We start from the raw sequence: 26,975 nt of genomic DNA, 5'->3' as shown, positions 1-26,975 counted from the left end.
TCGGTGAGGCCAACTCTCTCCATTGTGAGCGAAATCGAGCATTTCGATGAAGACTTTGCTCGGGTCGAACGCTGGATCGAGCAGTACTTCGCGCACCCCGAGCGCTATCCGGTGCTTCCGCGGGTCGCACCGGGGGAGATCGAGGCGGCGCTTCCCGACGCCGCGTCGGAGGAGCCCGAACCGTTCGAGCGCATCTTTGCCGATTTCGAGCGCGTGATTCTCCCGGGCATCACCCATTGGAACCACCCGCGCTTCTTCGCGTACTTCGCGACGAGTGCGGCGCCGGTTGCCGTGCTTGCAGAAGCGCTCGCGGCAACGCTCGACGTGAAGGTCATGCTGTGGCGAACGTCGCCGGCGGCCGCGGAGCTCGAGAACGTGGTGTTGCGCTGGCTCGGCAAGCTCATCGGCGTGCCGGAGGGCTGGACCGGCATCATCTACGACACGGCGTCGATCGGCGGCTTCTCGGCGTTGGCGGCGGCACGCGAGGCGCTCGGCCTCGGCATCCGCGAGCACGGCGCGAGCGGCCGTGACGTTCCGGTGCTGCGCATCTACGCGACGTCCCAGACCCACTCGCACATCGCGAAGGCTGCGATCGCCCTTGGGGTCGGCGTGCAAAACGTCGTGCACGTGGCGTGCGACGATGCGTTTCGCATGCGCCCCGACGCGCTCCACGAAGCAATCGATGCAGATCGTGCTCGTGGCATGAAGCCCCTCGCGATCGCGGCGACGGTCGGCACGACGTCGACCACGTCGATCGATCCCGTTCCGGCGATCGCCGAGGTTGCAAAGCGCCACGGCATCTGGCTGCACGTCGACGCGGCCTACGCGGGCGTGGCCGCAATCCTGCCTGAGTTCCGGCACATCATGGACGGCGTGGAGCGGGCGGATTCTTTCGTCGTGAATCCGCACAAGTGGCTCTTCGTCCCGATGGACTGCTCGGTGCTCTACGTGCGCGACGAGTCGCTCTTGCGCCACGCATTCAGCCTGGTGCCGGAGTACCTAACGACACCCGAGCGCGGCGTCGTGAACTACATGGATTACGGCTTGCAGCTCGGCCGTCGGTTTCGCGCCCTCAAGCTGTGGTTCGTGCTGCGCTCGTTCGGCGCCGCCGGCGTTCGCGAGCGCCTGCGAGAGCACGTCGCCCTCGCGAACGAGTTTGCGTCCTGGGTCGAAGCGGAGCCGGGTTGGGAGGTCCTCGCGCCGCATCCTTTCTCCGTCGTCTGCTTTCGTTATCGGCGCGAGGGCATGAGCGAAGAAGAAGCGGAGGCGTTCAACGCCCGCGTGATGGAAGCGGTGAACGCTTCCGGAGATCTCTTCATTTCGCACACGAAGGTCGACGGCCGCTACGCGCTGCGCCTCGCGGTCGGAAATCTCCGCACGCAGCGCAGCGACGTCGAAGCGGCATGGCTCGCGATCAGAGACGCGGCGGCGGCCGCCTAACCTGCTAGGAGTCTTTAGTAGAGGCGCAGGTAGGCGCGGCGCTCCCACGGATGCACCGCACGGCGATAGCGCTCGTACTCCGCAAGCTTGGCATCCCGCAGCGCGTGGTAGAGATGATCGCCGAGGATCGCGCGCACGACCGGATCTTCGTCGAGTTCTGCGATCGCCTGACGCAGCGACTTCGGGAGCGCGCCGACGCCACGCTCGCGCCGGTCGCGCTCGGTGAGCTCGTACGTGGATCCTTCCCAGGCGTCGCCTGGCAATCGTTCGTGCGCGATGCCGTCGGCGGCGGCACCGAGCAGCACTGCGAGCGCGAGGTAGGGATTGCACGCGGGATCGGGGCTGCGCACCTCGATGCGCGGCGCGCCTGACGACGGCGGGACGCGGACGAGCGCGTTCGCGCTACGCCGCGACCACAGAGGATAGATCGGCGCGTCCCACGCGGCGACGAGGCGCTTGTACGAGTTGACGGTCGGATTGCAGATCGCGGTCGTCGCGGGGGCGTGCGCGAGCAACCCCCCGACGGCGTAGAGCAGCGTTTCCTCGCCCGTCCCCTCTGGAAGACGCAGGTCGACGTGCAAGCCGCTGCCCGCGCGATCCTCGACGGGTTTGGGCATGAACGTCGCGTCGAGTCCGAAGCTCGCCGCGACGTGCTTGGCGACGGTGCGCAGCGTGAGCGCGTGATCCGCGGCGCGCAGGGGAGCGTCGTGCGCGACGTCGATTTCGTGCTGACCGGCACCGTGCTCGTGATGCGCAGACGCGACGCGAATGCCCATGCCCTGCAACGCAGCGACGATCGCATTACGCGTCTCCTCGCCCCGGTCGTTGGCGGAGAAGTCGAAGTAGGAGCCGACGTCGCTCGTCTCGGTCGCGCCGTCGTTCCCGCGTTCGAAGAGGTAGAACTCCATCTCCAACCCCACGCTCGCGTGCGCGAGCGGGGTCGCGCTCTCGATCGCGCGGCGCAGCGTCGTGCGCGGGCAGCCTTCGAACGGCGAACCGTCCGGCATAGCGATGTCGCAGATGAGGCGCGCCTCAAGCCCGTCGGCAGTCGACCATGGGTAGATCGCGAACGTTTGGGGGTCTGGGCGCAACACCATGTCGAGCTCTTCGCCCCGAACGAACCCGTCAATGGATCCGCCGTCAAAGGTCACGCGTCCGTCGAGCGCGTTCTCGAGCTCGGTCGCGGGAATCGAGACGTTCTTGCTGACCCCGAGAATGTCGGCGAAGACGAGGCGCACGAAGCGCGCGCCGCGTTCCTTCGCGAGCTTCAGGACGTCGCGTTTGGTCGTGGCGTGGGTTTCAGGAGTGGAGTGCATCGATAGCCATCGCAAGACGAAGAGTGAGTTGGTCGTGCGGCGTCGAGAGCTCGCTGCGGCAAATGTCCGCGATCTGCCGCAGCCGGTAGAAGACGGTGTGTCGGTGCACGTTCAGCTCGGCGGCCGCGGTCTTCACGTTCTGCCCGCAGGCGAAGTACGCCCGCAGCGTGCGTTCGAGCTCCGTCTGGTGTTTTTCGTCGTAGTCGCGTAGCGGCGAGAGCACGGTGCGTGCGAATGCGCGCAGCTCTTCGACGGAAGCGCCGCCGTGCAGAAGCGCGTACGCGCCGAGCTCGTCGTACACGTAGACGCGGCCCGCACCGAAGATGCGCCTGCCGATGGCAAGCGCGCTGCGCGCGCGCTGCAGCTGCTGTCGCGCCGACGTCGCCGGGCCGCTGCCGCCGACGCCACCGCTCAGGTGAAGCGGCAGCCGCCGTTTGGCGACGGTCTTCGGCAGCAGCGTCGCGGCGGTACGGACGTTGCTTGCTTCCACCTCGCGCGCAACGGGTACGAGCAGCTCCACCGCCGCACCGGACTCGAACGTTCCGGTGTCCGGCCGCGCGAAAACGTCGAGTGCGAGCCGCCGCAGCTCCGAGCGATCCGCCGGCACCGCGGGATCGTCGAGCTCGAGCGACACGGCGACATAGGCCGGCGCGAGGTGAACGCCGGCGGACGCAGCAGCCTCCCGAACGGTCGCTTCGTCGGAATACGCGCCACTGGCAAGGCGCTCCCAGAACGCGTGGCGCGAGCTCGAGACGCCGTTGCGCGTTCGCTCGGCGGCCATCGTCGCGGCGAAGCGCATCGCCTCGGAATCGCCCTTGGCAACGGCTGCAGCGAGCCCCTCGACGAAGGCGACGATCTCTTCGGGAGTCACCGCGGCTCTGTTCGGCGAATGGCGGAGGTACTCATCGCATGGAGTTTGCAGCAACGCGCGAGGTGCTCGCCTCGCTCTTCGAAGAGTCCCCGACGGCAACGTTGCTCTGCGACGGCGATGCGCGCATCATTGCGGCCAATAGCGCGGCGGAACGGTTGACGGGCTTCGCACGGGGCCAGCTCTTGGGTTTGACGTGCCGGGATCTCAGTCGCGACGGCCTGCGACTCGAGCGCGCGATGCGCCGTGCTGCCGGCGGCGGTAGCGAGCGGTTGGAGGTGGAGCTCGCGACGTGCGACGCCTCCGCGATTCCCGCGGCGTGTGAAGCGTTCGCTGCGCGTTTGCAGGGGCGCATCTACGGCGTCTTCCTACAGATATTGCCGCAGTGCGCCGCGCTTCTCGATGGGGTTACCGGCCTGCCGAACCGCGTGCTGCTCGACGATCGCATCGCTCAGACGCTCGTGGCTGCTCGGCGGTACCGCCGCGGGTTCGCGCTCATGTACGTCGACGTGGACGAGGCGCCCGACGACGCTTTGCGCGCGGTCGCGCAACGATTGCGGACCGTGCTTCGCGAGAGCGACACAATCGCGCGCGTCGGCGGTGACGACTTCGCCGTGCTCCAGCCGATGATCGACGATTCCGATGATGCCGTCGACGTCGCGCGCAAGATCATCTTCGCGCTGCGCGCGCCGATCGTCGTCGACGTCGCTTCGCTCGAGCTGCGCGCGAGCGTCGGCATCGCGGTCTTTCCGGGGAACGGCGAAAGTGCCGGCGAGCTTGCCATGGCCGCAGACCGCGCGCTCGACCGGGCGAGATCGCAGGCCGAAGGGTGGGCGCTCGCTACGAGACCAGCGAAGGAAACAGCGACGTAACGATCGAGATCAACGTGAGCGTCGCGACGACGATCACAGTGGCCCATGCGATGACGTTGAACGCGAGGCTGTTCGTCCACGCTCCCATCAAACGCTTGTTGTTGATGAGGAGCAGCATCAGGAACAACACGATCGGCAGGAGCGCGCCGTTGATGACCTGCGAATAGAAGATGATTCCGAGCAGCGGCGCTCCCGGCAGCAACACGACGCCGGCGCCGATGAGGATGAACGCGAGGTACAGACTGTAGAAGATTGGGGCCTGCTTGAAGTGCAGCTCCACGCCCCGCTCGAATCCGAATGCTTCGCAGACATAGTACGCGGTCGACAGCGGGAGGATCGAGGCCGTGAACATCGCGGCGTTGAGCAAGCCTATGGCGAAGAGCAGCGACGCGAACCTTCCTGCGAGGGGCTGGAGCGCTATCGCGACGTCGCTCGGCAGTGAGATCACGAGGTGATGGTGGACGTGGGCTTGATTGAAGACATAAATCGTCGCAGCGCTCGCCACGATGATAAAGAAAGCGACGATGTCGCAACTGATCGACCCGATGGCAACGTCCAATTGCGTAAACCTGTAGTCGTCGCGCGGGACGCCCTTTTCCACCGCGGCCGCCTGGATGTAGAACTGCTGCCATGGCGCGATCGTCGTGCCGATGACGCCCACGATCATCAAGAAGTAGGCCTTCGACGGCGTGAACGTCGGCAGGAACGTGCCGCGCAGCACGTCGTGCCAGTTCGGATGAACGATGATCCCGCTCACGATGTACGCGAGGTAGACCGCGCAAAAAGCGAAGAAGATGCGTTCCACCACCTTGCGGCTATTGCTCGTGACGGTGGTGAACACAAAGATGGCGACCACCGGAACGAGCCAGAGCGGCGAGATGAAGCGCGCGTACCCGTGGAAGATCGTAGCCGATGACGAAACGCCCGAAAACTCGGCCGCCACATTTCCGAGGTCGCCCAAAACGAAGAGCAAGAGTACCCAAAACGTGACCTTGACGCCGAAGTTCTCGCGAATCAGATCGGCGAGGCCTTTGCCGGTGACGACGCCCATCCGCGCGCCCATCTCTTGCGCCACGTACAAAATGACGGTGACGGGGATCAATAGCCATAGGAGCGAGTACCCGAACTGCACGCCGGCCAGAGAGTACGTGGCGATGCCGCCGACGTCGTTGTCGGCATTGGCTGTGATGATGCCGGGGCCGATGATGGAGAGGAACATCAGCAGCTGCCGGATGCCGGTGCGCCGCCGAGTCATCAGCCGTTCTCTGGCGTAGCGGCGTGCGGCTTGTGATGGCGCGTGAAGCGTGGAAGCCGCCGCGCCATCTCATGCGGCATGATCGCGTCGATCGCATCGTCGACGGTGACGATGCCGAGCAGCTCGCCCGTTTCGTGTACGACGGGAACGGCAAGCAAGTCATATTTCGCGATGGTCGCCGCGACCTCGACGGCGGGCGTCTCGGGCGAGACCGTGACGACGTCGGTTTCCATGATGCGCTCGATGAAGGCCGTCGGCAGTGCGAGCAGCAGCGCGCGCAGCGAGATCACGCCGAGCAGCCGGTCGCGCTTGTCGACGACGTAGAGATAGTAGATGAACTCTGAGTTCGGCGCGATCTCGCGGATCTTGCGAATCGTCGCTTCGGTCGTGCGATGCGGATAGATCCATACGAAGTCCGTCGTCATCAGGCCGCCGGCGCTGTCTTCGGGGTACTTCGCCAGCTCGCGCAACTCGTGCGCGGTGAACGTGTTCATCTCGCCGAGGAGTTTGGAGCGGTCTTCCTCCGGGAGCTCCGCCAGCAGATCGGCGGCGTCGTCCGCGTCCATCTCCTCGATGATGTCGGCCGCACGCTCCGTGCCGATATCCTCGATGAGCGATTTCTGCACGTCGCGTTCGAGATGCTCGAAGGCATCGGCGGCGGTCTCGTCGTCGAGCTGCTGGACGATGGCGAGTGCCTCGCGCTTCGAGAGGTCGCCGATGATGTCGGCCAGCTCCGACGGGTGGAGTCGCGAAAGTTTGCTCTGCTTGACCGCGAGCCGCACCTGCGCCGGACTCTTCTCGTTGATCGGCGCGACGGAGCTCCACGGAATGAGTGAGCGCGGTGCGCCGCGATACATATCCCGCGTAAGGCGTCTGCCGATGGAGCGCAAGCCCAGGCGGCGTAACAGGCCGCTGACGCCGACGTCGGCGGCGATGACGCGTAGCCGGCCGGCGGTACTCGCGATCTCGATGTCGTTGATGCGTACGACTTTTCGGCCGTCGACGTCGACGATTTGTTTGTCGAGCAAATCCGAGACGAGGTAGAGCGTCTCGCCGTCAGGCGGAGCCGGGTCCTTCGGCGTCATCGTCAGGGCGACCGTGCCGTTGCGATCGATATCTGCGACCTGCTCGATAGGGACCATGCGTCTGCCCTGCGCGGTTTTCACGACGAGCGCATCGATGTGGGGGAACGTGTCGTCGGGTTTGTTGACGATGAAATCGGCTACCTTGCCGATCGGCAGATCGTCGATCGTCGCCTTGCGCCCCACGAGTTCCGAGATGAATCCTTCGGTAAAGGCCACCGCTGCTCACCCCCTTTCAAAATACGAAACCGGCTGCCTCGCCGGCGGCCGGTGCGAAAGAAGAAGCGTCCCGAAGGGCCTACCTCATTCGCTCCCTGAGCTTTGGCACCACGCACCGTAGAGTTTTGCTCGGGTCTCGCACCGGATTGCTTCGTCGCGTCAGCCCCCGCGTGCCGTAGCACACCTTGGGGGATTCCGCTCTTCGCACTCCAGCGCAATACCTTCGCAGATGCACGTCCCCCCGGGAGTCGTGCTCCTCAGCCGCATTAGGCATCGCCTTGTTTCGGCGGAGCCTGGTCCACCCGATTGGCGTCTCTCGACGTTTCCGGGCAGCGGCCTGTGTATTGCGTGGACGCCTCACCTAGCGAGGTATCCATTCTTAGTATAGTCCTTGCGGTCAACACCGATCGGGGATGGCAGAGAAAAACGAGCCCCCCCTGCTTGAGGCTGCAAGCGTCGAGGCCGGTTAACGCTCCGAGCGCAAAGCGCGGCTACGCGCTATCTATCGGGAGTCCGAGGGATACCGATCGGATATGTCCGCGTCTGCGTCGGCTTTGGTTGCATGGACGGTTCCCGGACGATGGTGAGGCGGCGTGTATACGGTAAACAGCTTGAAAGCTCCGCTGGTGCCCGCTACGAAATTGTGCTGCGTGCCGGCGGGCACGATGACGACATCGCCGGCGGCAACCGGCCGTCGCTCACCCACAAATATCGCCTCACCGTTGCCCTCGACGAAGACCAGAATTTGATCGGTCCCGACGTGGATTTCCTCTCCGATTTCGCCGCCGGCCGGCACACACATGAGAACGAGTTGGGAGCGTTGGGTCGTGTTCAGTACGCGCCGGAAGTCAGAGTTGCGGCGTGCGAGCTCTTGTATGGCGGCCGCGTAGGGTTCATTCGTATTCATCCCGCACAGGTTACGCCGCTTTTGTGAAGACGAAAAGAAGCGATGCCGCTCGTTCCGGCAGGCACCCAGCCACGGACTACGCGACGCGCAGACGGCTCGATTGCTCCCCTAGCTCTTGACGCCCCACACGGAGTCTCGCCAAGGAACACGCCGTTCGCGCTGCTGCATAGCGCTCGCCCTCCTTTTGTCTTCGTCGTTTTACGCGACGGGGTGCTATGCTGTCGTAACTGTGAAAAACAACCTAGAGGCTCGCGAACAGGAGCCTTGCAAAACATCCCGCGTTCTTGCCCACGGCGGGACCGAAGAAGGTGCGTCGGAAGTTCCGACGCTTCCGCGGCCGTTACCGCGTAGAGATAGTTTCTTTCTCGGCTGGGGCCCGCGCGTCGTCTAAGCTGAGCGGCTTCTTTAAGTGCAGGTGCGCGACGAGCGTAAGCACCAGCGCGCGACGAGCCTGACGTGCCGGATACGGCAACGACTGTACCATCGTAGGTGCAGGGGTCGATACGGAGAACCTCTTAAAGTCCAAGGAGGATATCTATGCTTCGAGGCCTTTCATCTATTGTAATTCTCTGCGCGCTGGTCGGCGCAGCCGCCGTCGCCGCACCTGCCGGCCCCGCGCTACCGCCGCAGCCGAGAGTGCATCCCGCCGGGATTCCGCGCAACGCGGTGCTCGTCTCGCCGTGCATCAGCACGATGGGCGAACACTGGGCTGCGCTGCGGGATCTGCCGAACGGACCCATCTACGGCGTTTGGCAAGGCAAACCGGTCTTCACCGAGATCATGGTTTCGGTAACGCAACTCCAGCACGGCTTCAGCTGGGCGAACGTTCGTGCGCTACCCGGATACCACATCGACCACATCGATTTCGAGTTCGAGCCGCATGGGCACGAAGGGTTTCCGGTGCCGCACTACGACCTGCATGCCTATTACGTATCGCCTGCCGCTCAGGCGCGCATCTGTCCGAACGGCATTCCCGATCCGGCGATGAAGCCGACGAACCACTAATCTGCAGCTATAACGCTGGCCGGCGACGGTCCACGAGCAACGGCTGCGAGCCGTAGGCGAATGCGCCGCTGGTGTCCGCGAGCGTGAAGACGCACGCTCCGATGCCGTCGCCGGCGAGCGTGCTGCGAGCCTGCAAAAGGATCCACTCGCCGGCGGGATAGCGCAGAAACGTCACGGTGAGCCGCGGCGGAACGGAGATCCACTCCTCGAGAGCGCGTTCGGCGCTCACGCCGTTGGCGGAGTCCGCGACGATCAGCGCGCGCTCCAGCGGAAGGAGCGCCTCTCCGGCGACGAGCGGCAGGCGAACGTGCGTCCAAACGTCAGCGGGACCCGGGCAGGCGTATCCGCCGCTGACGAAATGCCACGCGATCGCCTCACCGTATCCCCACCCTTCCAAGCCGGGAAACTCCCGCAGTTCGCGAGCGCCGCTTAAGTCCGGGGGTGACTCGTCGCGTGGTTGCGCGTCCTCTCGTGCGAGTACGCGAATGCGCCAGAGGCGCGCGAGCGCGAAGACTCTGCCGTCGTGCTCCATCGTCGCCTCGCCGAGCTCGATCTGACGGCCTGGCCGTACGATCTGGGTGCGCACGCTGACCTCGGCGCGGGGCATCGGACCGAGAAAGTCGATCGTGGCCTGTGCCACGCGCATCTCCGGCCGCGGATACGTGCGTTCGATCGTTGAAGCGAGCAGCGCCGACACCGGCCCCCCGTGCTGAAGACGCTGGTCCCAGGGGCTGCTCGTCGCCGACGTCGCGCGAAACGCGTGGGCGCCGATCGGCTCGTAGAACGCGACTACCAGAACGTTTCGCGGAGCCAGGCCGCGGCGAGAAGAGGTGCGTGGATCATGGCATCGACGCCTGCTTTGTAAGCGACGCGATCATCGGCGCCAAATCGCTGACGTCGACTCCCGCACGCTCGGCGAGGCGAACGAGAATGCGGTCCTGGACCTCGCCGTGGTAGAGCAGGCGCGAGATCGTGTCGTGGTCCGCTTCAGCGCGTATCTCGGCATGCATCGTCTGTTGCTTTTGCGCGACCGAGATGACGAAGATGAGAATCAGTTGAAGAATGTTCGAAATCGTGAGCAGAAAAGCGAACGGATACGGGTCCCAGTGCGTCAGCGTCCCCCAAAGGATCCATCCAAACTGAAGAAGGATCGCGAGCAGCAGCGCTGTCGGCGCTCCCGTCGCATCGGCGATCCGCCGGCAGACGCGTTCCGTCACGGAGAGCCGATCGCAATGCTGCGCGTTGACGTCCGGGACGAGAGGGTGGTCGTCGACCTGTGCGGGACTTTGCGCGGCGCTCTGCATCAGGCACCACCGCAGTCGTGTTCGCTATTCATTCCCGAATACGAAGCGTGCCGGCGATAATCGTAGACGGTGTAGACGCGCCCGCGTAAATCGGTCACCGGGTTGCAGTAGCGGTCTCGCGTGGGGACGTGGACGAGACAGACGCGGACGCGATCTCCGCGTCGTTCCGACATCATCAACGCGTTGCCGCCGGCACCCCCGTAATGCACGACCGAGGCCGACCCGGCGGCGTTCACGCCAAGCGTCGTGTTGAAGGCTACCTCCACGCCGCTTGCAAAGTCCGCGCGAGTGAAGTGCGTTTGCCCGTAACTGACGATGCGCGGTTCGACGATCGTGACCGTCGTATTGACGCACGCGTGTGCCGGCGAGGCGATAACCGGCGCGGGAAGGACGGCGCTCGGGAGAAGCGCCGCCACGATTGCCACAAACATAAAAGAGCGCTGCATTGTGGCCCTGAATTTCAGCAGGCGGTGCGAACCCCCTACCGGAAAGCGCGTCGTCCATGGAGCGGCGTCTCTTTATCGGCAGCGGCGTTGCGGCAATCGCCGCCCTCGCCGCGGGTCCGCGCCTCGAGCGATGGCCCTTCCCGGGTACGGTCGCGATCTTTGCTCAACGGCTGCACGACGCGCGTCCATTTGCCCAGCACGACGCGAACCGTCGCTTGCCCTCGGCGTCGGTCATCAAGCTCGTGATTCTCATCGGCGCGGTTCGCGAGATCGACGCCGGCAGGCTTCGCTGGAGCGATACGCTGCGGCTTTCGGAGCGCGAGATCGTGGGCGCTTCGCAGAGCTTTGGGAGTGTGCGGCCGGGATCGCGCGCATCCGTCAGGCATCTCGTCGATGCGATGGTCACCCAGAGCGACAATACCGCAGCGAACGTGCTCGCGGATCGCCTCTCCTTCGCCGGCGTGAACGCGGTTGCCGCCTCGCTTGATCTCGAGCAAACGCGTCTGCAGCGCCACTTCATGGATTTTGCGGCGCGCGCTCGCGGAATCGATAACACGACGAGCGCGGGCGATATGGGGAGAGTGCTGCTCGGCATCGAGCGCGGAGCGCGCGCGATGCCGACGCACGTTGCGAGCGCAAAGAGCTGCAGGGCGATCGTGGACGTCATGCTTCGTCAGGAAGATCGCGACACGATACCCGCCGGCGTCCGTCGGCGCGTACCGATCGCGAACAAGACCGGAGTCTTACCCGACGTGCGCAACGACGTCGCGATCGTGGATCCGTACGGGCGCGCCCCGTACGTTGTTGCGTTGCTGTCGCAGTTCAAGCCTGAGGACGCGCGCGTGGCGTACGCGCGACTGAGGACGATCGCGGCAAGGATCGACGAGCTAGCGTGAAGCGCGACCCCTTGGAACTCGCGCTCGACGTCGCGCGTGAGGCTGGAGCGCTGCTGCTCGAGCATCTGCACGGCCCGCTGGAGATACGTGAAAAGGCACGGCGCGCCGACATCGTGACGCTTGCGGATGCGGCGAGCGAGAGGCTCGTCGTGGAGCGCTTACGCGCCGCCTCTCCCACAGCGACGATTCTGAGCGAGGAAAGCGGGCTCCATGCCGGCACCGGGCAGGAGCGCTGGATCGTCGATCCCCTCGACGGCACGACGAACTACGCGCACGGCTATCCTTTGTGGAACGTCTCTATTGCCTACGAGCGAGATGGCGAGCTGGTCGCGGGCGTGGTCTACGCGCCGGCTATGCGCGAATGCTTTGCCGCGCAACGCGGCGGCGGCGCGTCGCTCAACGGGCAGTCGATTCGCGTCTCGGAGATTCCGTGGCTTGGGGAGGCGCTGGTCTGCACCGGGTTTCACCCTGCGGATTTCGAACGCAACGGGGCGCAGTTCGCTGCCGCGTCACATCACGCGCAGGCGGTACGCCGCGACGGCGCGGCGGCGCTGGATCTCGCGTACGCCGCGTGCGGCCGGTTCGACGGCTTCTGGGAGTTCGATCTCCACGCGTGGGACGTCGCCGCGGGAACGCTGCTCGTTCGCGAAGCGGGAGGCACGGTCACGCGCATCGACGGCGGCGCAGCGGCGCTCGACGCAGGCTCGATTCTCGCGACCAATGGGAAGATCCACGACGAGCTGGGCGCGCTGCTTAGGGGTGAAACACGCTGAGCGGCGGCGTCATCACGTTTCACGGGGGCGGGCTCAACGGCCGTCGTGCGGTGTACGTGCAGGGTCGAGTCGGCTCGAACAATCCACCGCACGTCAAGTTCCTGCTTCCACGAGGCGGGTACGGCGACGAATGTGACGGCAAGGGTTAAGGAACCTCTGATTAATCCGCTCAGAGGTTCCTTAGCTTTGTCCGTCGGTTTCACGAGCGAATCTTTGCGTACTGCTCGTCGATGGTTCCACGCAACACGTGCCACGCCATGATGTAGTCGGCACGGAGTGACGCGATCGGCGCCCGAAAGGTTTCCGGGCGGTTGCGCTCGATGAGCGCGTGCGACGCCCACGCCGGTCCGTATCCCGCGACGAGGCCGATAGCGGCGAGCCACGGTTTTCGTGCGGCGAGCGCGGTGATGACAAGCGCTGTGCCGGCGAGTGTGCCGGCGACGTGCAGCGCGCGCGTTCGCGGATCGGAATGCGCCAGGAGATAGCGTGGCCAGAAGTCGTCGAACTTCATCCGGTGGGCTTACGGGGCCTGAGCGCCTTCTCCTCGAAGCGACCCTCCGTGCGCGTGACCTTGGTCGTCCTACTCCTGCCGCTGCTCGTTTCGTGCGCGCATACGCCTGCGCGGCAGACCCCGATCAACCCGGCCGGGTTTCCATTATATCCGCAGAGCAACGTGCTGGCGGTGCGCGATTGGCACCGGTCGCTCTCTTCGAGCGAGCGCAACGCGCTCGGCATCAGCGACGGCGCAGGCACGTACGAGGGGCACGAAGTCGTGACGTCGACGCAGGCGACCTTCGACGACCTGCTCGCGTGGCTGCGACGGCTTGACGCGCGTCCTCCCGACGGGTACCGCATCGGCCTTTGGGGAAGCGGCGTCGACGATGCGCGTGCGCAGGCGCGCAGCATCGGCATCGATTTCAGCGTTTTCGATCGAACGGAACGCTCGGGCGCGCACGACGTCGTCGTCGTGACCGTCGATCCGTCGCTCGTGCAGAGAAAGGCAGGCCTCATGCTCTCCGCGATTACGCGGTTTCGGTATTTGCCGGCGTTCTTGCGCGCACCGCTCGATGCGCAGGCGCTCGCCCAGACTGGTTTCACGATCAGCGAGGCGCTCGACCCGAATACGCCGATCGGTGCGGCGATCGACGCGCTCGGACGTCTCAATGGCGCGCACGGCCGAGGCGTAATCTTCATCGACGCAAGCCCCGTCGATGCGCGCTAGTAGCGTAGCGGTCTCTTTCGCAATCGGCGCCGAGCGCGTGCGGCGGTTCGGCCTGCTCGCCGAGTGGCGCGCTCTTCTTCCGCATTGAACGAAAAAAACGGGCGCGCGCAGGAAGTCGGCTCCTGGACGCTGCTGAACGCGCTCTGGATACCACTCGCGTTCCAGGACGCCGCACTCCTTGCGATCGCCATTCCCGCGGCCCTGCTCCATCTCACGCCGCATACGTATCGCACCGTTCTCGCGGCGCTCTCGTCGGCGTCGTCGTTCGCCGCAATGCTCGTGCCGCCGTTCGCCGGGTGGCTTTCGGACCGGTTGCGGCGCGGCGGCGGCTCGCGCCGCGTCTTCGTCGCCTTTGGGCTCGCCATCGACGTGCTCGCGTTGCTCGGGCTTGCAACGGCGCAGGATCTCTCTTGGTTCTGCTTCTTTACGATCGTCGCGATCGCCGGAGCGAACATCGCTCTCTCGGCGTATCAGGCGCTCCTCCCCGAGATCGTGCCTCGCGCGCAGTGGGGAATCGTCTCGGGAATCCGCGGCGCGGCCACCCTGATCGGTGCCGTGCTCGGCCTGAGCATCGCAGGCGAGCTCCCCGACTCGCGCTTGACGTTTCTCGCAACGGCGGCGATCCTTGTGCTCTTCTCGTTCTCGCTTTTGGCAATCGACGAGGGCGCCTGGAGCGAGCCCGAACACGTTCGCGTCCGCGACTGGCACGACTTCCACATCATCTTTGCTGCGCGCGCGGCGGTGTTCTTTGGCCTGACGCTGCTGATGACGTTCGTGCTGACCTTCTTTCACGACGTCCTGCACGTCAGCAATCCTGCGGCGGGAACGGGCCTCGTGGGCATCAGCGCGCTCGTCGGTGCGCTCGTCTCGTCGATCTGGCTCGGCTTTCTCTCGGACCGCGTACCGCGACGCATCGTCGTTTCGCTCGCCGGGGTACCGATGGCGATTGCGGCGCTCGGTTTCGCATACGCGCCCGATCCGAGCTGGATGATCTCATTCGCGGCGCTCTTCGGCGTCGGGTTCGGAGGCGTGATATCGACGGGCTGGGCATTGGCGATGGACAGCGTGCCGGAGCTGCGTGACGTCGCACGCGACCTGGGCATCTGGGGAATCGCGACGCATCTCCCCAACGTCGTCGCGCCGCTCGTCGGCGGCGCGGTCCTCGCGGCCTTCGCCGGTTCGCGCGTCGGGTATCAGATCGTCTTCGGCATTGCAGGTCTCAGCTTCACCGCGGCGGCGCTCGTTGTGCTGCGCATCGGTCGAAAGCCGCTCTCGTCCGTCTGGAGCGTGCCGCTGCGCTTCGTCGTCATTCTCGGAAACGCTGCGTACGTGCACGTCGCCTACCGCGTGCGTGGCTGGGGCCGCTTCCCCGCGCGTCGCGGCTCGACGCTCGTCATCGCGAATCATCAGCACGATCTCGAGTCGCCGGCGCTCGCCTCGACGCTCTCCGTGACGAGCCGTGCGTGGCGCGAGCCGATCTTCTGCGCGTCCTCGCGGCGCATGTACGAGCCCGGGTTTCTCGCCGTTCGACTGCGCATGCCGTTTTTGCGCCGGTTCAACGGGGGCGCGATCTTCTACGGAATCGGTCTGCTGCCAATCGAGAACGAGCTCGGATCGCGCACGATCGCAAGCTTGGGGTGGTCTGCGGGTTTGCGGCACGGGCGCATGCCGCTCGTCGAGCTTTTCGACGAGCGGGTCGCGTCGCAGTTCGCGCCGGGGACGACGACGGCGGATTTCTGGAGCCGGGAGAACTTCGAGAAGGGGCAGCGGTACGTACGCCTGTCGAGCCTGCGCGAGCCATACCGCCGCGAGGAGCTGGATGCGATGCGGCGCACGCTCGACGAAGACTTCGCGCGCATCGTGAACGTGGTCGCATCCGGCGGTACGTTCTTTCTCACGCCGGAAGGCCATTACACGACGACGGGAGCGCTCTTGCCCATGCACGGGATTCTCGATCGCCTGGCTCCCGTTGCAGAGCAGACGTATGTTGCCGGCGTGAGCTACGACGTATTCGTCGGACGGCGTCTCTCGATGCTCTATCACATCGTGAAACTCGAGGATCGCGATCGCCTGCGCGATACGCTTGCCGCGAGCCGCCCCATAACGGCGAGTCAGCTCTTGGCGACGTACCTCGACGGCTACGACGCCCCGATCGACGACGAGGCGGCCATCGCAGACGTAGAGCGGCAGTTACGCGAGCTTCCGGCCGAGCTCTTCGTCGATCCGGAGCTGCGGCGCAATCCGCGGGCAATGACGCGCGCCGCGCTTGCGGGGTTGCGGCGACTCGGCGACGGCAAACGTCATCCGCAGTTTCCGGGGGTCACCGACATGGTGGCTTTCCAGGCGACGTTCTTGCGCGAAACGCTTGCCGGCGCTGCCGCTCTGCGCGAACGGCCCCCGCGCTAGGGAAGGTGGCGATCTGGTCGCGCCTAGATCGCGAGCGCCTCGTTCGTCGCCGCTTCCAGCGAGAGCCATCCGCCTCGCGTGATCGCCGATTCGAACGCCGGGGTGCCGACGCTCTGCTGCATTGATGCTTGGGCTTCGTTGATCATGGAGAGAATCCGTTGGAACGGTGCGCGTACTCCACGGCGACTGCGTTCTGCGCGCGCGAAGCCCAGAATGGTCGCGCCGCGAGCGGGCTCGCCGCGTTCCGCTGCCAGGAGCGCGAACGCGTCAAAGCATGCGCAGAGATAATCCGGTCGCGTCGTCAGCGTCGACTCACGTATGCAGCGGCGCAGGGCAATCCGTGCGCGACCGAACTCGCCTGCTGCGAGCCAGCACCACGCGAGCGTCAATGACGCGAGCGCGCCGCGCGTGCCGTTGTGCACGCTGTCTTCGTATGCGAGACACGCTTGCGCGTGCTCGACCGCTTCCGCGGTGCGCCCGCTGAGAAAGAGCGCTATTCCATAGTATTCGTGAATCCACGACTGGATGCTCGGCGGCACGTCGAGGGTAACCGCTTCGGCTAGAAGGCTCAGCGCTTCTTCAACGCTTCCATCGTGCATCTCGACGTAGGCGAGATAGCCGAGCGAGAGCGCCCGCTCCTCCGGGCCCACGCACGGCTCTGCCAACATCGCCTGAATTTGCTCGCGAGCGTGCGGCGTGTCGTTTAGCTCGAAATACGCGGAGGCGGCCATGCGTCGCGCCAAATGCAGCCCGCTGCCGTCGGACGCCTGCGCGCACCTATCGATGAGCGGAAGCGCGCGGTCGAGCGTTTGCTGGGCTTCTCCGAGATTCATCGTGGCTTTGGCCAAACGTGCAGCGACGGACCGCGAGCGATCCTCTCCGATGTCGAGCTTGAGCGTGTGGTCGAGCCAGCGTTGCGCTTCGCGATAACGGGCGCTGCCCTGCCAGAACTCCCATAGCGCGTCCACGAGAGCTACTCCCAGCTCGGCGTCGCCGCGTGCGACGAGCGTCCAGCGCAGCGCCGCCTGGATGTTGTCGTATTCGCCGCGAATCGCCTTGAAGGCGGCCGCGTCTTCGCGCTCGTCTGCAGTCATCGTGCGCACGATGAGGTCGTAGAAATAGCGCGCGTGCGCGCGTGCGGCGTGCGCAGCCTCACCGGATTCCTGCAAGCACTCCGCCGCAAACGCGCGAGTGGATTCGAGTGCGTAGTAGCGCATCTCATTTCCGCGCGGCTCGACGATCAGCAGCGACTTGTCGACGAGCGCGCTGACGAGGTCGAGAACTTCGTCGGCGCCGAGATCGGCATCGCCGGCAATCGCAACGGCCGCCTCGGCGCCCCAGTTCCCGATGAGCACGGAGAGACGCTGCAACGCGCGTTGCTCGCCGGGAGAGAGCAGCTCGTACCCCCAGCGGATGAGCGCGTACAGCGTCTTCTGGCGCGGAAGAGCATTGCGCTGTCCGTTCGTCAGCAGCGTGAAGCGGTTGTCGAGTCCACGCTCGATCTGCTCGAGCGTCATCATCCGCAGCCGGGGCGCCGCTAGCTCGATGGCCAGAGGAATGCCGTCGATTCGGCGGCAGATGCGTGCGACGGCATTCGCGTTCTCGTTGGTGAGCTCGAATGCCGGATCGACGAGCTTCGCGCGATCGACGAAGAGGTGTACGGCGTCGTACGCGAGTGCCTCTTGCGCCGTGAGCGGTGCTCCTTCGGGCGGAATCTCGAGCGTTGGAATGCGATACGTGGCTTCCCCGCGGACGCCAAGCGGCTCGCGGCTCGTCGCGATGATCGTCACGCCGGGAGCGGTGCGCAAAAGCAGTTCCGCGAGCCGCGCGCATTCGACCAGGACGTGCTCGCAGTTATCGACGGCCAACAGTCCGCCGTTGTGCTCGAGATGATGGCAGATCGTCTCTTCCGTGCTGTGCGCGAGCTCGTCGTGGAGGCCCAAGGCCCTCAGGATCGTGGGGCCGACGGCTGCCGGACAGACGGCCGGTGCGAGATCGACGAAGGTCACGGAACGTGCGCCCGCGTGCGAAGCCGAAACCTCGAGTGCGAGGCGCGTCTTGCCTACCCCGCCGGGCCCGACGAGCGTCAGTAATCGCGTGTTCTGCAGCAGGCGCTCGATCTGCGCGATCTCGTTGCGACGGCCGAGAAAGGTCGTCAGGGGAATCGGGAGGTTCGTCGCGGTTTGAACGCCGCAGCGTTGTACGATGGATCCTTCGGAGACGTATGCCCCCGCGACGATTCGATTTCTTCCAGCGGACTTTGCGCGGTAAAGGGCGAGATCCGCCGCTTCGACGAGCGCGGCGGAAGCTTCGTTCGGGCTCGGTGTCACCGTGGCGACGCCGGCACTGATGCTGACGGTACCGATGGAGGTTCCGGCATGGGGAATCTGCAGCCGTTCGACGGCGAGACGAATGTTCTCGGCGACGGCGACCGCACCCGCGAGATCGGTCTCGGCGAGCAGCACCGCAAACTCCTCGCCGCCGTACCGCGTAACGACGTCGCTAGCGCGCATGGTCGAGCCCGAGAGCGCCTTCGCGATCCGCTGCAAGCACGCGTCGCCGGCAACGTGACCGTATCGGTCGTTGAACTCTTTGAAGTAATCGACGTCGATCATGACGACCGAGAGCGGCTCTTGATTGCGGGAGCACCGGCGCCACTCGGCGTCGATGCGCAGGTCGAAGCGACGCCGATTGCCGACCTCGGTCAGGGGGTCCACCTCGATGAGGCGCTCGAGGTCGTCGTTCGTATGAGCGAGGCGCGCGTTGCGCAACCCGACGGCGATGTAGCGCGCGCACGTTTCGAGCGTCGAGACGTCGTGGCTCGCGAGACTGTCGCGCGATCTCGGAGCGATCGTCAGCGCGCCGATGGACTGTTGACCGATTTGCAGCGGGACGCTCTCCGCGTACTCGATGCTTTCACCGACCAGCCCGAGCGGCATGTCGTAGCGGTACTCCGCGCACGGGCGCCCCGGGTCGTCGAGCAAGATTGAGACGGAACGAGCGCCGAACGCGTGAGCGAGCAACGTGCACAGCTCGGTGACGCTCTCCGCCAGCGGCTGTTCGCTTGCCAAAACCTCGGAGACCTGGCGGATCAGCTCTCCGACGTCGATGCGCTTTGCCGCCGGGAAGGAAGGGGGAAACGCGCTGGCTTCAGGCATCCTAGATATTCTACGGCCGGTTGCCCCCAGAACGTGCACGGCAGCGTGCCGCACCGCTTTAAGATTCTGCAAAGAAGCTTGTGGATAGCGTGCAGGGCAGGACTCATCGCGTGGGAATCATGAGGCATGGTCACTGAGACGCTCAAGTGCGCGCACGAGCCCTGCCTCTGCACCGTCGAGGCCGAATTTGCCGAAGAAGAGCTCGAAGAGTCCGATGCGCGGTTCTGTAGCGGGTACTGCTATCGCGCGAGCGACCGCGAAGAAGAGGGAGCGTGCGCCTGCGGCCACCCGCCCTGCGACACTCCCTGACTACCCTTCTTTCGCCCAGGCTGTATCGTCTCGGGTTTCATTTATAGTAATGACGGAAGCCGAACCGTCACGCACGTTCCGGCACCGGGCGAGCTCTCCAGCGCAATCGAGCCACCCGCGCGTTCGATCGCTCTCTTCGCAATCGCGAGGCCCAACCCAGAACCCTCGGCATCGTGCCGGCGGTTGCCGCGATAGAATCGCTCGAAGACGTGCGGCAGATCCGCCGCTTCTATTCCCGGACCTCGATCGGATACCGAGATGACAACGTCCTCTCCCGGATCGACGGAGATCTCGATGGGCGAGTTCGGCGCGTACTTCACGGCGTTATCGATGATATTCTTGAGGGCTTCGTAGAGCTCGGATTCATCGGCTTCCACCGGTGCAGCCCGCGGAGCGTCGACGGCGATGCGGTCGTCCGCGAGGGGAGCGAGCTCCGCAGCGACGCTGCGGACGACCGCCGAAACATCGAGCGTCTTGGCGGGCTGAGTCGGTGCTCTGTCGAGCCGCGCGAGCAGGATCAACTTCTCAATTACCGCTCGCATGCGATGGCTCTCGTCTCTCATCGTTTCGTGAATGCGCGAAACGTTCGGACCGTCGGTGATCGCCCCGAGCCGAAGCATGTCCAAGTATCCCATGATGACGGTGAGCGGCGTACGCAGCTCGTGACCGGCGTCGGCGATGAACTGGCGCATCCTGGCATCGTCTTCTCGGCGCTGCGCGGTCGAAGCCGTAAGGCGGTGCGCGACGTCGTTGTATGCGCTCGTCAACGCGCTCAGCTCGCGCCCACCGTTTGCTAGCGGCTCGGGCTGAAAATCGCCGGCGGCGATGCGGCGCAGCGCGGACGTAACGCTTTCGAGCGGGTCGAGAGCGCGTCGCGTGAGATTGCGCCCAGCAAGCCACGCGACGAGCGCGGCGGCGAGGCCGACCGGAATCATGATCGACCAATACCATCCGAGAACCACGAGGAATCGCGAAAGATTGGGCGCGATGACGAGAATGCCGCCGGCAAAGCGCACGATTTGTGGATGGGCGCCGAAAAGCGACCCGAACGGCTCCACCAGCTCGCGTCCAAACGACGGCGGTGGCAACCGGCCCGCGAGCAGGTGGTGCGCGTCGTCGAATGCGACGATCTGAACTCGTCCGTGCTCGAGCCGCGAAACGATCTTCGAGGCAGTTTGCGCGGTGGTGAGGTGCTGCGTTCGCGCCTGCGCGGCCATGTCCGCCGCTCGCCGTGCAGTCTGCGTCACGGCTTCGTTGAGCGTGCCCGCGTAGAGCAGGAACGCCAGCAGCGTCGACACGAGCACGACCACGAGGACCAGCGCGCAAGCGAGGGCGACGTAACTGCGCGTAATCCGCCAAGCGAAAGCCTGGAACGTGTTCATTCTGATTTCAGCGCGTAGCCGACGCCGCGCACGGTGTGGATGAGGCGGGTCGGGAAGCCACCGTCGACTTTTGCGCGCAAGTACGAGATGTATCGCTCGACCGCGCCCTCGGTGACGTCGCGCTCGTCGCCCCAGACGAGATCGAGGAGTTCGTCGCGCGTGAAGACCCGCTTCGGCCGGCGTACGAGCGTTGCGAGCAGATCGAACTCCAGGCGCGAGAGGTCGAGGGGTCTTCCGTCGCGCTCGGCGCTGCGCTTTTCGAGATCGAGCGATACGTCAGCGTACTGCAGGCGATCGGTATGTTCCAGATGCGGCCGTCGCAGCTTCGCGCCGATATGCGCGAGCAGCTCCGAGAGCTCGAACGGCTTGCTCAGATAATCGTCGGCACCATGGACCAAACCTTCGACGCGATTCTCGAGCTCGCCCTTGGCGCTGAGCATGATGACCGGCGCGTCGGTTACACGCCGCAACATCGGAAGAAGCGCGATGCCGTCGATTTGCGGCATCATCACGTCGAGCACGATGAGATCGGGATCGAACTCCTTGGCGAGCGCGAGGCCCGAGGCACCGTCCAGCGCGCTACGCACCGTGTAGCCGTCGTGCGTCAACGCGAGCTCGAGCAACTCGCGTATCCGGCGTTCGTCGTCGATGACGAGGACGCGTGTCATTCGAAGCGGAGTGCGTCGATCGGGCTAAGCAGCGACGCTTTGCGTGCGGGATAGTATCCGAAGAAGATGCCGACGAGTGCCGAGAAGAGCACCGACGCGAGGATGCCCGAAAGCGGAATCACCGTGGACCACTTCGCCAGGAGCGAGACGAGCACCGTTCCTGCGATACCGACCCCAATGCCGATCGCGCCGCCGCAGGTCGAGAGCATCACGGCTTCGGTCAGGAACTGGCTCAAAATCGTCTTTGCGCGCGCGCCGAGCGCCATGCGCAACCCGATCTCTCGCGTACGTTCGGTGACCGAGACGAGCATGATGTTCATGATGCCGATGCCCCCGACGATCAACGAGACCGCCGCTACACCCGCGAGCAAGAACTCCATCACCGCGCCGGTCGAAGACGCTGCTGCCGCGACGTCTTGTAGATTGCGCACCTGAAAGTCGTCCGGTCGCGGTGCGACGATGCGGTGCCGTTGCTCGAGCAGCGTCGTGATCTCCGTTTGCACCACGCTCACTTGATCGCTATTCGCGGCGGACACGTCGAGCGCGCTCACGGTGGTTTGCCCCGTCAACCGTTCCATTGCGGACGTGTACGGCACGAGAATGGTGTCGTCTTGGTCCTGCCCCGGGCCGCTCTGTCCCATCGGGCTAAGCGTTCCCACGATCGTGAACGGGACGCCGCTGATGAGGACGTTGCGCCCGATCGGCGACGAGCCGTCGGGGAAGAGGTTTTGGACCACCGTCTGACCGAGCACGGCGATCTTTGCGGCGCTTGCGACGTCATTCTGCGAGATGAACCTCCCCGACGCGAGCGGCCAGCTACGCACGAACGTGTACGTCGGCGCGACGCCGTTGACGAGCGTCTGCCAGTTCTGGTTTCCGGCCACCGCTTGCGCGCGCACGCCAACCGTCGGGGTCACGGCGGCGACGCCCGGCAACGCGGCGATGGCGATCCCGTCTTGCGCGGTGAGCGTCGAGGCACCTCCGGCGCCGCTGCGAGCCCCGCCCGAGGTCACGCTCCCCGGCTGCACGATCAGCAGGTTGCTGCCGAGACTTGCGATGCGCTGCTGCACCGACGCGCGTGCGCCGGCGCCGATCGCGACGGTTACGATGACAGCTGCGACGCCGATGATGACGCCGAGCATGGTGAGCAGCGAACGCGACCGGTTGCGCAAAAGCGCGCGCATCGCGAGGGCCATCGTGGCGCGCATGCTCACGCCGCGGTCCTCGTCTGTTGCGTGTCGGAGACGACGCGCCCGTCACGAAAAGTCACGAGGCGTTTTGCGAAGGCAGCGACGTTGGGCTCATGCGTGACGAGCATGATCGTGATGCCGTTCTTCTCGTTGAGATCGGTGAAGAGCCGCATCACCTCGTCGGCAGACTTGCTGTCGAGGGCACCGGTCGGCTCGTCCGCGAGGATGAGTCCCGGATCGTTCACGAGCGCGCGCGCAATGGCAACGCGCTGCTGCTGGCCCCCCGACATCTGGTTCGGATAGTGATCGCGCAGTTGCGCGATGCCGACCATCTCCATCTTCTCGAGGGCGATGCTCGTGCGTTGGGCTTCCGGCACACCCGCGTAGACCAGGGGCAGCTCGACGTTCTCGAGCGCGCTCGTGCGCGGCAACAGGTTATACGATTGAAAGACGAAGCCGAGACGCCGATTGCGGATGTCGGCGCGCGCGTCACCATCGAGCTCGGAGACGTCGCGGCCCTCGAGCAGATACCGGCCGGTCGTCGGGACGTCGAGCATGCCGACGACGTGCATGAACGTCGACTTTCCTGAGCCCGAAGGCCCCATCACCGCGACGAACTCGCCAGGCACGATCTCCAGATCGATGCCGTCGAGCGCGACGATCGACTGCCCGTCGAGCGCGTAGATCTTCTTCAAGCCTCGAACGTCGACGACCGGCTGCATCAGTGAAGCGCTCTCATCGCGCCGAACGCGGACCCCGATGAGGCCGGGCGAGTGCTGCGTTGCGCGCCCGTCGAGGAGATCACGACCGCGTCGCCTAGCGCCAGCGTCCCTTGGAGCGGCGTCACGGCGGCTTGCGTACCGCTCACGAGTACGACGCGCACGCGTACCGGCGCAACCTGGCCACCGCGTTCGACGACGACCGTTGCGATGCTGCCGGCGGCAACCGTTTGTGCCGACGATCCTTGCGCAGTCTGGCCCCACGGCGATGCTTGTCCTGTGCCGGCGGTGTGCGCGTGCACGGCTTGCAGCGGCACGACGAGTGCGTTGGGAGCGCTCGCGACGGCGATCGTCGCCGTTGCAGTCATTCCCGGGAGGAGCTTGCCGCCAGGGTTACTCACCTTGGTGATGACCGTGTAGGTTACGACGTTGTTTACCGTCGTCGGACTGACGCGCACTTGCGTGACGACACCGTGGAAGACGTCGCTCGGGTACGCGAGCACCGTGAAACTCACGTTCTCACCCGGGCGCACGGAGCCGATATCCGGCTCGCCGACCGCGATGTCGATCTCCATCTTCGTGAGATCCTGCGCGATCGTGAAGAGCGTCGGGGTCTGCAGGCTAGCGGCAACCGTTTGGCCGACGGAGACTTCGCGAGCGACGACCGTGCCGTTTACCGGCGACGTGATCACCGAGCGCTGGAGGTTCAACTGATCTTCCTGTACGACCGCTGCCTGCGCGGCAATGGCTTCTTGTGCGGCCGAGGCCGATGCGCCGCCTCCAGCTGCAGACGATGCGGCCTGCAAGACTTGCGATTGTGCGGTTTCAAGCGCCGCTTGGGCTGCGGCGACCGCATCTTGATCGGTCTGCACTTGCGCGCGCGCCACGTAGCCTTGTGCGAGAAGGTTTTGATCGCGCTGCAGCACGTTCTGCGCGAGAGCGAGCGCGCTGCGCATGCGCGTGAGGGTTGCGCCGGCCGACGAAATGCCGGCTTGCGCAGAAAGAGCTGTATCGGCTTGCACTGAGGCCTGGTCTTGCGCTTGTGCGAGCGAAGCCTGTGCTTGATTCAGCTGCGCCTGCAGCGTGCTCGGGTCGAGCCGCGCGAGCACTTGCCCTTTGCGAACCTTGCTGTTGAAGTCAACGTCGATCTCGGAGATCGTGCCCGAGACCTGCGTGCCGACGCTCACCGTATTTTGCGGGTTGACCGTGCCCGACGCGGAGACGCTCTGAACGAGGGTTTGCCGCTCGACCGGCGCCGTTACGTACGATGTGACGGCGCGAGCATGTGATGAAATGACTGCCGCAAAGATGGCAACCGCAAGCAGCAGGCCCAAGCCGCCGAGCACAAACCGGTTACGCACGAGGTGCGCGAGGCGTTCGAGGGTCGCGCCCGCTTTCGCGTTTGGGGCGGGCAGTGATTGCGGTGAAGCTGACATTGCAGACTTATCCTAGCGGCGGAAGCTGACAGGAGTTGGAGAAGCTGCCTATCCGATAGCAAGCGAGCGCTGATTGTCACGTTTAGGGTACGAACGAAGTGAGAAACATCCTTAACAGAGTTCGCGTTCAAGAGACGGAGGAACATCATGCGAACCATCGCGGCCCTCACAGGCGCAATCATCTTCTCTTTCATGGCAGTGCCGGCGCCGACGTCGGCACAAGTCTCGATCGGCATCGGCGTCGGGATCTATGTCAACTTGGCACCACCATCGCTGCCGGTGTACTACCAACCGTCCGCCCCCGGGCCGGACTTCATTTGGATGCCAGGATACTGGGCATGGGGCCCGGGCGGATACTACTGGGTCCCCGGGACCTGGGTGCTCGCGCCTCAGGTCGGGCTCTATTGGACGCCCGGATACTGGGCGTGGGATCCGTACTGCGGATGCTACGACTGGCAGGACGGCTACTGGGCTCCGCAAGTCGGATTCTATGGCGGCATCAACTACGGAGGCGGCTACTACGGCAACGGGTATGCCGGCGGATCCTGGCGGGGCAACCGCTTCTATTACAACCGCGCCGCCAGCAACGTGAACATCGGCATCGCACGCAACGTTTACTACGATCGCGCCGTGGTCGCTCGCGACACGGTTTGGAACCGGCGTGTGAGCTACAATGGCGGCTACGGGGGTAACCCGGCTCGGCCGACGCACTTCCAGAGCGCCGTACTCCACCTCCGTCGTCGGCCGATGACGCCGTTACAGGTAAATCACGTGCGCGTTGCGGCACAGGATCGGGGGTTGCTCTATCGCGTGAATCATGGAAGGCCTGCTGTGGTAGTGGCGCCTCGCCCGTTCACGACGCATAGGCTCCCCGCGCACTTTGCGCCGATTCGGGCTCAGGATCGGGCCGCGGCGCGCGCGCACCTGCTGCCGCCTACGGTCGTACGTCAGCGAATCATGACACACAACGCGACATTGCACCACGCAGCGCCGGTCATGCACCACGCAGCGCCGGTCATGCACCGCGCAGCGCCGGTCGTGCACCACGCAGCGCCGGTCATGCACCACGCAGCGCCGGTCATGCATCACGCAGCGCCGGTCATGCACCACGCAGCGCCGGTCGTGCACCACGCAGCGCCGACGGTGCATCATACAGCGGCACCATATCACGCGCCGGTTCGGCACGTGGCACCGGTCTACCACGCGCCGGTTCGGCACGTGGCACCGGTCTACCATGCGCCGGTTCGGCACGTGGCACCGGTCTATCATGCGCCGGTTCGGCACGTGGCGCCGGTCTATCACCCGGCACCGGTCAATCATGCGCCGGCCCGGCACGTAGCGCCGCGCGCTCCGTCTGCTCCTCACCCCGCGCCTCACCCGCAGAAGACGAGAGCTCCGGGAAAGCCGGTTTCCTAACTCGAGGGGAGCGTGACGTTCGATGACGCGAACGTCACGCTCCCGGAAACCGTTCGAAAATACGCGTGAATGGTTGCCTCGACACTACCCGAGGCGATCAGCCACGGCATCATCACGCTGGACTTCGCCTGAATCGCCGGATCGTTCCGTTCGTCCACGAAAACGTCGGTCAGAGGATGAACGGACGCGTCCTGCCGCGCCGCGAGCCGGAGATGAAATGCGGGCGCTCCATCGACGGTTTGTACTTCGAGGAGTGAGACGCGATACGCAGTCGCGCCGGTGAGGCGAGCCGCGCTCAACGCAAACGCAGAACGAGGGTGCGATCGCTCGCGTTATTCTTCGAAAAACGAGCGGCCGCTCGGGCATGGGGTGCGGGGCAGGCTCTCTTGACGATCTTCGCGAGCGACACGTTCTGCGTACTCGTCTGCGCGTCGCCCGCTGGTGCGCTCCGGATGGGTAAGATGGTAGGGACTGGCCCCGCCTCGCCTACGGAGTCGCGGGCACCCGGCCTTTCCGAATCTTGGAGGCCGCACTACCATGCATCGGGATTTCGAACATGAGGGCAGCCTCACCGGACTCTGGCACTTCGAAGCCGACGATGCGCTCAACGCGTTGCCCGCGCGTCCGCGGTTTATCCAGTATTTGAGAGAGTCTGCCGCGCAAGGCTCGGATTTCGACGGCGCGTC

At 65.2% G+C, this 26,975-nt stretch carries 25 protein-coding genes and 1 riboswitch; of the genes, 9 read left to right on the top strand and 16 right to left on the bottom strand.

Annotation, left to right across the window (positions count from 1 at the left end; all coding sequences use genetic code 11):
- Positions 1-24: 24 nt before the first annotated feature.
- The gene (locus VMV82_03990) at positions 25-1,440 is read left to right on the top strand and encodes an aminotransferase class I/II-fold pyridoxal phosphate-dependent enzyme (GenBank protein HUY40710.1); all 1,416 of its coding nucleotides are present in this window, start codon (positions 25-27) and stop codon (positions 1,438-1,440) included.
- A gap of 14 nt (positions 1,441-1,454) precedes the next feature.
- Here VMV82_03990 and VMV82_03985 read toward each other — a convergent pair whose 3' ends face one another.
- Together VMV82_03985 and VMV82_03980 are read right to left on the bottom strand one after the other, a co-directional pair.
- Positions 1,455-2,756 carry a glutamine synthetase family protein gene (locus VMV82_03985; protein ID HUY40709.1) on the bottom strand — a complete coding sequence of 434 codons (1,302 nt, stop codon included), beginning with the start codon at positions 2,754-2,756 and terminating at the stop codon, positions 1,455-1,457.
- On the bottom strand, positions 2,740-3,627 hold the full coding sequence (locus VMV82_03980) for a helix-turn-helix domain-containing protein (GenBank protein ID HUY40708.1): 888 nt from the start codon (positions 3,625-3,627) through the stop codon (positions 2,740-2,742). Before VMV82_03980 ends, VMV82_03985 begins: the two co-directional genes overlap by 17 nt.
- 38 nt (positions 3,628-3,665) lie before the next feature.
- On the opposite strand from VMV82_03980, the gene VMV82_03975 reads away from it, so the two are divergent.
- The gene (locus VMV82_03975; protein ID HUY40707.1) at positions 3,666-4,496 is read left to right on the top strand and encodes a sensor domain-containing diguanylate cyclase; all 831 of its coding nucleotides are present in this window, start codon (positions 3,666-3,668) and stop codon (positions 4,494-4,496) included.
- Here the strand turns inward: VMV82_03975 and VMV82_03970 are convergent.
- From VMV82_03970 to VMV82_03960, 3 genes are all read right to left on the bottom strand, one after another.
- Positions 4,465-5,751: an Nramp family divalent metal transporter gene (locus VMV82_03970; protein ID HUY40706.1), complete on the bottom strand. Its 1,287-nt coding sequence runs from the start codon at positions 5,749-5,751 to the stop codon at positions 4,465-4,467. The genes VMV82_03975 and VMV82_03970 overlap by 32 nt on opposite strands.
- A complete protein-coding gene (locus VMV82_03965; GenBank protein ID HUY40705.1) occupies positions 5,751-7,052 on the bottom strand; it encodes a CBS domain-containing protein in 1,302 nt (433 codons plus the stop codon). The genes VMV82_03970 and VMV82_03965 overlap by 1 nt, the downstream gene beginning before the upstream one ends.
- A gap of 77 nt (positions 7,053-7,129) precedes the next feature.
- Positions 7,130-7,428: riboswitch (M-box (ykoK) riboswitch) on the bottom strand.
- Between the two features lie 126 nt (positions 7,429-7,554).
- The gene (locus tag VMV82_03960) at positions 7,555-7,854 is read right to left on the bottom strand and encodes a cupin domain-containing protein (GenBank protein HUY40704.1); all 300 of its coding nucleotides are present in this window, start codon (positions 7,852-7,854) and stop codon (positions 7,555-7,557) included.
- 642 nt (positions 7,855-8,496) lie between these two features.
- Between VMV82_03960 and VMV82_03955 the strand changes: the two genes are divergently transcribed.
- Positions 8,497-8,964 carry a hypothetical protein gene (locus VMV82_03955; GenBank protein ID HUY40703.1) on the top strand — a complete coding sequence of 156 codons (468 nt, stop codon included), beginning with the start codon at positions 8,497-8,499 and terminating at the stop codon, positions 8,962-8,964.
- Between the two features lie 7 nt (positions 8,965-8,971).
- Here VMV82_03955 and VMV82_03950 read toward each other — a convergent pair whose 3' ends face one another.
- The 3 genes from VMV82_03950 to VMV82_03940 form a co-directional block, all read right to left on the bottom strand.
- Positions 8,972-9,736 carry a thioesterase family protein gene (locus VMV82_03950; protein HUY40702.1) on the bottom strand — a complete coding sequence of 255 codons (765 nt, stop codon included), beginning with the start codon at positions 9,734-9,736 and terminating at the stop codon, positions 8,972-8,974.
- A 67-nt stretch (positions 9,737-9,803) separates the two neighbouring features.
- Positions 9,804-10,268 (bottom strand): DUF1003 domain-containing protein, encoded by a 465-nt coding sequence (locus VMV82_03945; protein ID HUY40701.1) that lies wholly within the window; start codon positions 10,266-10,268, stop codon positions 9,804-9,806.
- Positions 10,268-10,714: a hypothetical protein gene (locus tag VMV82_03940; protein ID HUY40700.1), complete on the bottom strand. Its 447-nt coding sequence runs from the start codon at positions 10,712-10,714 to the stop codon at positions 10,268-10,270. Before VMV82_03940 ends, VMV82_03945 begins: the two co-directional genes overlap by 1 nt.
- A 56-nt stretch (positions 10,715-10,770) precedes the next feature.
- On the opposite strand from VMV82_03940, the gene VMV82_03935 reads away from it, so the two are divergent.
- Together VMV82_03935 and VMV82_03930 are read left to right on the top strand one after the other, a co-directional pair.
- Positions 10,771-11,610 carry a serine hydrolase gene (locus tag VMV82_03935; protein HUY40699.1) on the top strand — a complete coding sequence of 280 codons (840 nt, stop codon included), beginning with the start codon at positions 10,771-10,773 and terminating at the stop codon, positions 11,608-11,610.
- 11 nt (positions 11,611-11,621) lie between these two features.
- Positions 11,622-12,383: an inositol monophosphatase family protein gene (locus VMV82_03930; GenBank protein ID HUY40698.1), complete on the top strand. Its 762-nt coding sequence runs from the start codon at positions 11,622-11,624 to the stop codon at positions 12,381-12,383.
- Positions 12,384-12,582: 199 nt separating this feature from the next.
- Here VMV82_03930 and VMV82_03925 read toward each other — a convergent pair whose 3' ends face one another.
- Positions 12,583-12,894 (bottom strand): DUF962 domain-containing protein, encoded by a 312-nt coding sequence (locus VMV82_03925; GenBank protein ID HUY40697.1) that lies wholly within the window; start codon positions 12,892-12,894, stop codon positions 12,583-12,585.
- 48 nt (positions 12,895-12,942) lie between these two features.
- Here VMV82_03925 and VMV82_03920 point away from each other — a divergent pair, with 48 nt between their 5' ends.
- Both VMV82_03920 and VMV82_03915 read left to right on the top strand, forming a co-directional pair.
- Complete coding sequence (locus VMV82_03920; protein HUY40696.1) at positions 12,943-13,605, top strand: hypothetical protein; 663 nt, start codon at positions 12,943-12,945, stop codon at positions 13,603-13,605.
- Positions 13,606-13,689: 84 nt separating this feature from the next.
- A complete protein-coding gene (locus VMV82_03915) occupies positions 13,690-16,011 on the top strand; it encodes an MFS transporter (GenBank protein HUY40695.1) in 2,322 nt (773 codons plus the stop codon).
- Between the two features lie 23 nt (positions 16,012-16,034).
- Here VMV82_03915 and VMV82_03910 read toward each other — a convergent pair whose 3' ends face one another.
- Positions 16,035-19,169: a diguanylate cyclase gene (locus tag VMV82_03910; protein HUY40694.1), complete on the bottom strand. Its 3,135-nt coding sequence runs from the start codon at positions 19,167-19,169 to the stop codon at positions 16,035-16,037.
- A 126-nt stretch (positions 19,170-19,295) separates the two neighbouring features.
- On the opposite strand from VMV82_03910, the gene VMV82_03905 reads away from it, so the two are divergent.
- Entirely contained in the window at positions 19,296-19,478 is a 183-nt protein-coding gene (locus VMV82_03905) for a metallothionein (GenBank protein ID HUY40693.1), read from the top strand.
- Between the two features lie 41 nt (positions 19,479-19,519).
- On the opposite strand, the gene VMV82_03900 is transcribed toward VMV82_03905, so the two are convergent.
- From VMV82_03900 to VMV82_03880, 5 genes are read right to left on the bottom strand one after another with little or no spacing between them, the layout of a single operon-like run.
- On the bottom strand, positions 19,520-20,860 hold the full coding sequence (locus VMV82_03900; GenBank protein ID HUY40692.1) for a HAMP domain-containing sensor histidine kinase: 1,341 nt from the start codon (positions 20,858-20,860) through the stop codon (positions 19,520-19,522).
- Positions 20,857-21,528, bottom strand: a complete 672-nt coding sequence (locus VMV82_03895) for a response regulator transcription factor (protein HUY40691.1) — start codon at positions 21,526-21,528, stop codon at positions 20,857-20,859. The genes VMV82_03900 and VMV82_03895 overlap by 4 nt, the downstream gene beginning before the upstream one ends.
- The gene (locus VMV82_03890; protein ID HUY40690.1) at positions 21,525-22,736 is read right to left on the bottom strand and encodes an ABC transporter permease; all 1,212 of its coding nucleotides are present in this window, start codon (positions 22,734-22,736) and stop codon (positions 21,525-21,527) included. Before VMV82_03890 ends, VMV82_03895 begins: the two co-directional genes overlap by 4 nt.
- 2 nt (positions 22,737-22,738) lie before the next feature.
- The gene (locus VMV82_03885) at positions 22,739-23,440 is read right to left on the bottom strand and encodes an ABC transporter ATP-binding protein (protein ID HUY40689.1); all 702 of its coding nucleotides are present in this window, start codon (positions 23,438-23,440) and stop codon (positions 22,739-22,741) included.
- Positions 23,440-24,798 (bottom strand): efflux RND transporter periplasmic adaptor subunit, encoded by a 1,359-nt coding sequence (locus VMV82_03880; protein ID HUY40688.1) that lies wholly within the window; start codon positions 24,796-24,798, stop codon positions 23,440-23,442. The genes VMV82_03885 and VMV82_03880 overlap by 1 nt, the downstream gene beginning before the upstream one ends.
- Before the next feature lie 267 nt (positions 24,799-25,065).
- On the opposite strand from VMV82_03880, the gene VMV82_03875 reads away from it, so the two are divergent.
- On the top strand, positions 25,066-26,289 hold the full coding sequence (locus tag VMV82_03875; GenBank protein HUY40687.1) for a hypothetical protein: 1,224 nt from the start codon (positions 25,066-25,068) through the stop codon (positions 26,287-26,289).
- On the opposite strand, the gene VMV82_03870 is transcribed toward VMV82_03875, so the two are convergent.
- The gene (locus VMV82_03870; GenBank protein HUY40686.1) at positions 26,286-26,588 is read right to left on the bottom strand and encodes a hypothetical protein; all 303 of its coding nucleotides are present in this window, start codon (positions 26,586-26,588) and stop codon (positions 26,286-26,288) included. The genes VMV82_03875 and VMV82_03870 overlap by 4 nt on opposite strands.
- Positions 26,589-26,975: the final 387 nt, after the last annotated feature.

The sequence above is a fragment of the Candidatus Dormiibacterota bacterium genome (genome assembly GCA_035532035.1).
Classification (GTDB): Bacteria; Vulcanimicrobiota; Vulcanimicrobiia; order Vulcanimicrobiales; family Vulcanimicrobiaceae; genus Tyrphobacter.
The sequence above is the reverse complement of the archived record's forward strand: the minus strand, read 5'-3'. Positions and strand labels throughout refer to the sequence as shown.

Bases quoted from the DNA above. Each gene is read 5' to 3' on its own strand.
- VMV82_03945 (HUY40701.1), bottom strand. From the start codon at position 10,268: ATGCAGAGCGCCGCGCAAAGTCCCGCACAGGTCGACGACCACCCTCTC.
- VMV82_03890 (HUY40690.1), bottom strand. From the start codon at position 22,736: ATGCGCGCCACGATGGCCCTCGCGATGCGCGCGCTTTTGCGCAACCGG.
- VMV82_03885 (HUY40689.1), bottom strand. From the start codon at position 23,440: ATGCAGCCGGTCGTCGACGTTCGAGGCTTGAAGAAGATCTACGCGCTC.
- VMV82_03940 (HUY40700.1), bottom strand. From the start codon at position 10,714: ATGCAGCGCTCTTTTATGTTTGTGGCAATCGTGGCGGCGCTTCTCCCG.
- VMV82_03985 (HUY40709.1), bottom strand. From the start codon at position 2,756: ATGCACTCCACTCCTGAAACCCACGCCACGACCAAACGCGACGTCCTG.
- VMV82_03875 (HUY40687.1), top strand. From the start codon at position 25,066: ATGGCAGTGCCGGCGCCGACGTCGGCACAAGTCTCGATCGGCATCGGC.
- VMV82_03955 (HUY40703.1), top strand. From the start codon at position 8,497: ATGCTTCGAGGCCTTTCATCTATTGTAATTCTCTGCGCGCTGGTCGGC.
- VMV82_03975 (HUY40707.1), top strand. From the start codon at position 3,666: ATGGAGTTTGCAGCAACGCGCGAGGTGCTCGCCTCGCTCTTCGAAGAG.
- VMV82_03935 (HUY40699.1), top strand. From the start codon at position 10,771: ATGGAGCGGCGTCTCTTTATCGGCAGCGGCGTTGCGGCAATCGCCGCC.
- VMV82_03970 (HUY40706.1), bottom strand. From the start codon at position 5,751: ATGACTCGGCGGCGCACCGGCATCCGGCAGCTGCTGATGTTCCTCTCC.
- VMV82_03900 (HUY40692.1), bottom strand. From the start codon at position 20,860: ATGAACACGTTCCAGGCTTTCGCTTGGCGGATTACGCGCAGTTACGTC.
- VMV82_03905 (HUY40693.1), top strand. From the start codon at position 19,296: ATGGTCACTGAGACGCTCAAGTGCGCGCACGAGCCCTGCCTCTGCACC.
- VMV82_03925 (HUY40697.1), bottom strand. From the start codon at position 12,894: ATGAAGTTCGACGACTTCTGGCCACGCTATCTCCTGGCGCATTCCGAT.
- VMV82_03910 (HUY40694.1), bottom strand. From the start codon at position 19,169: ATGCCTGAAGCCAGCGCGTTTCCCCCTTCCTTCCCGGCGGCAAAGCGC.
- VMV82_03895 (HUY40691.1), bottom strand. From the start codon at position 21,528: ATGACACGCGTCCTCGTCATCGACGACGAACGCCGGATACGCGAGTTG.
- VMV82_03960 (HUY40704.1), bottom strand. From the start codon at position 7,854: ATGTGTGTGCCGGCCGGCGGCGAAATCGGAGAGGAAATCCACGTCGGG.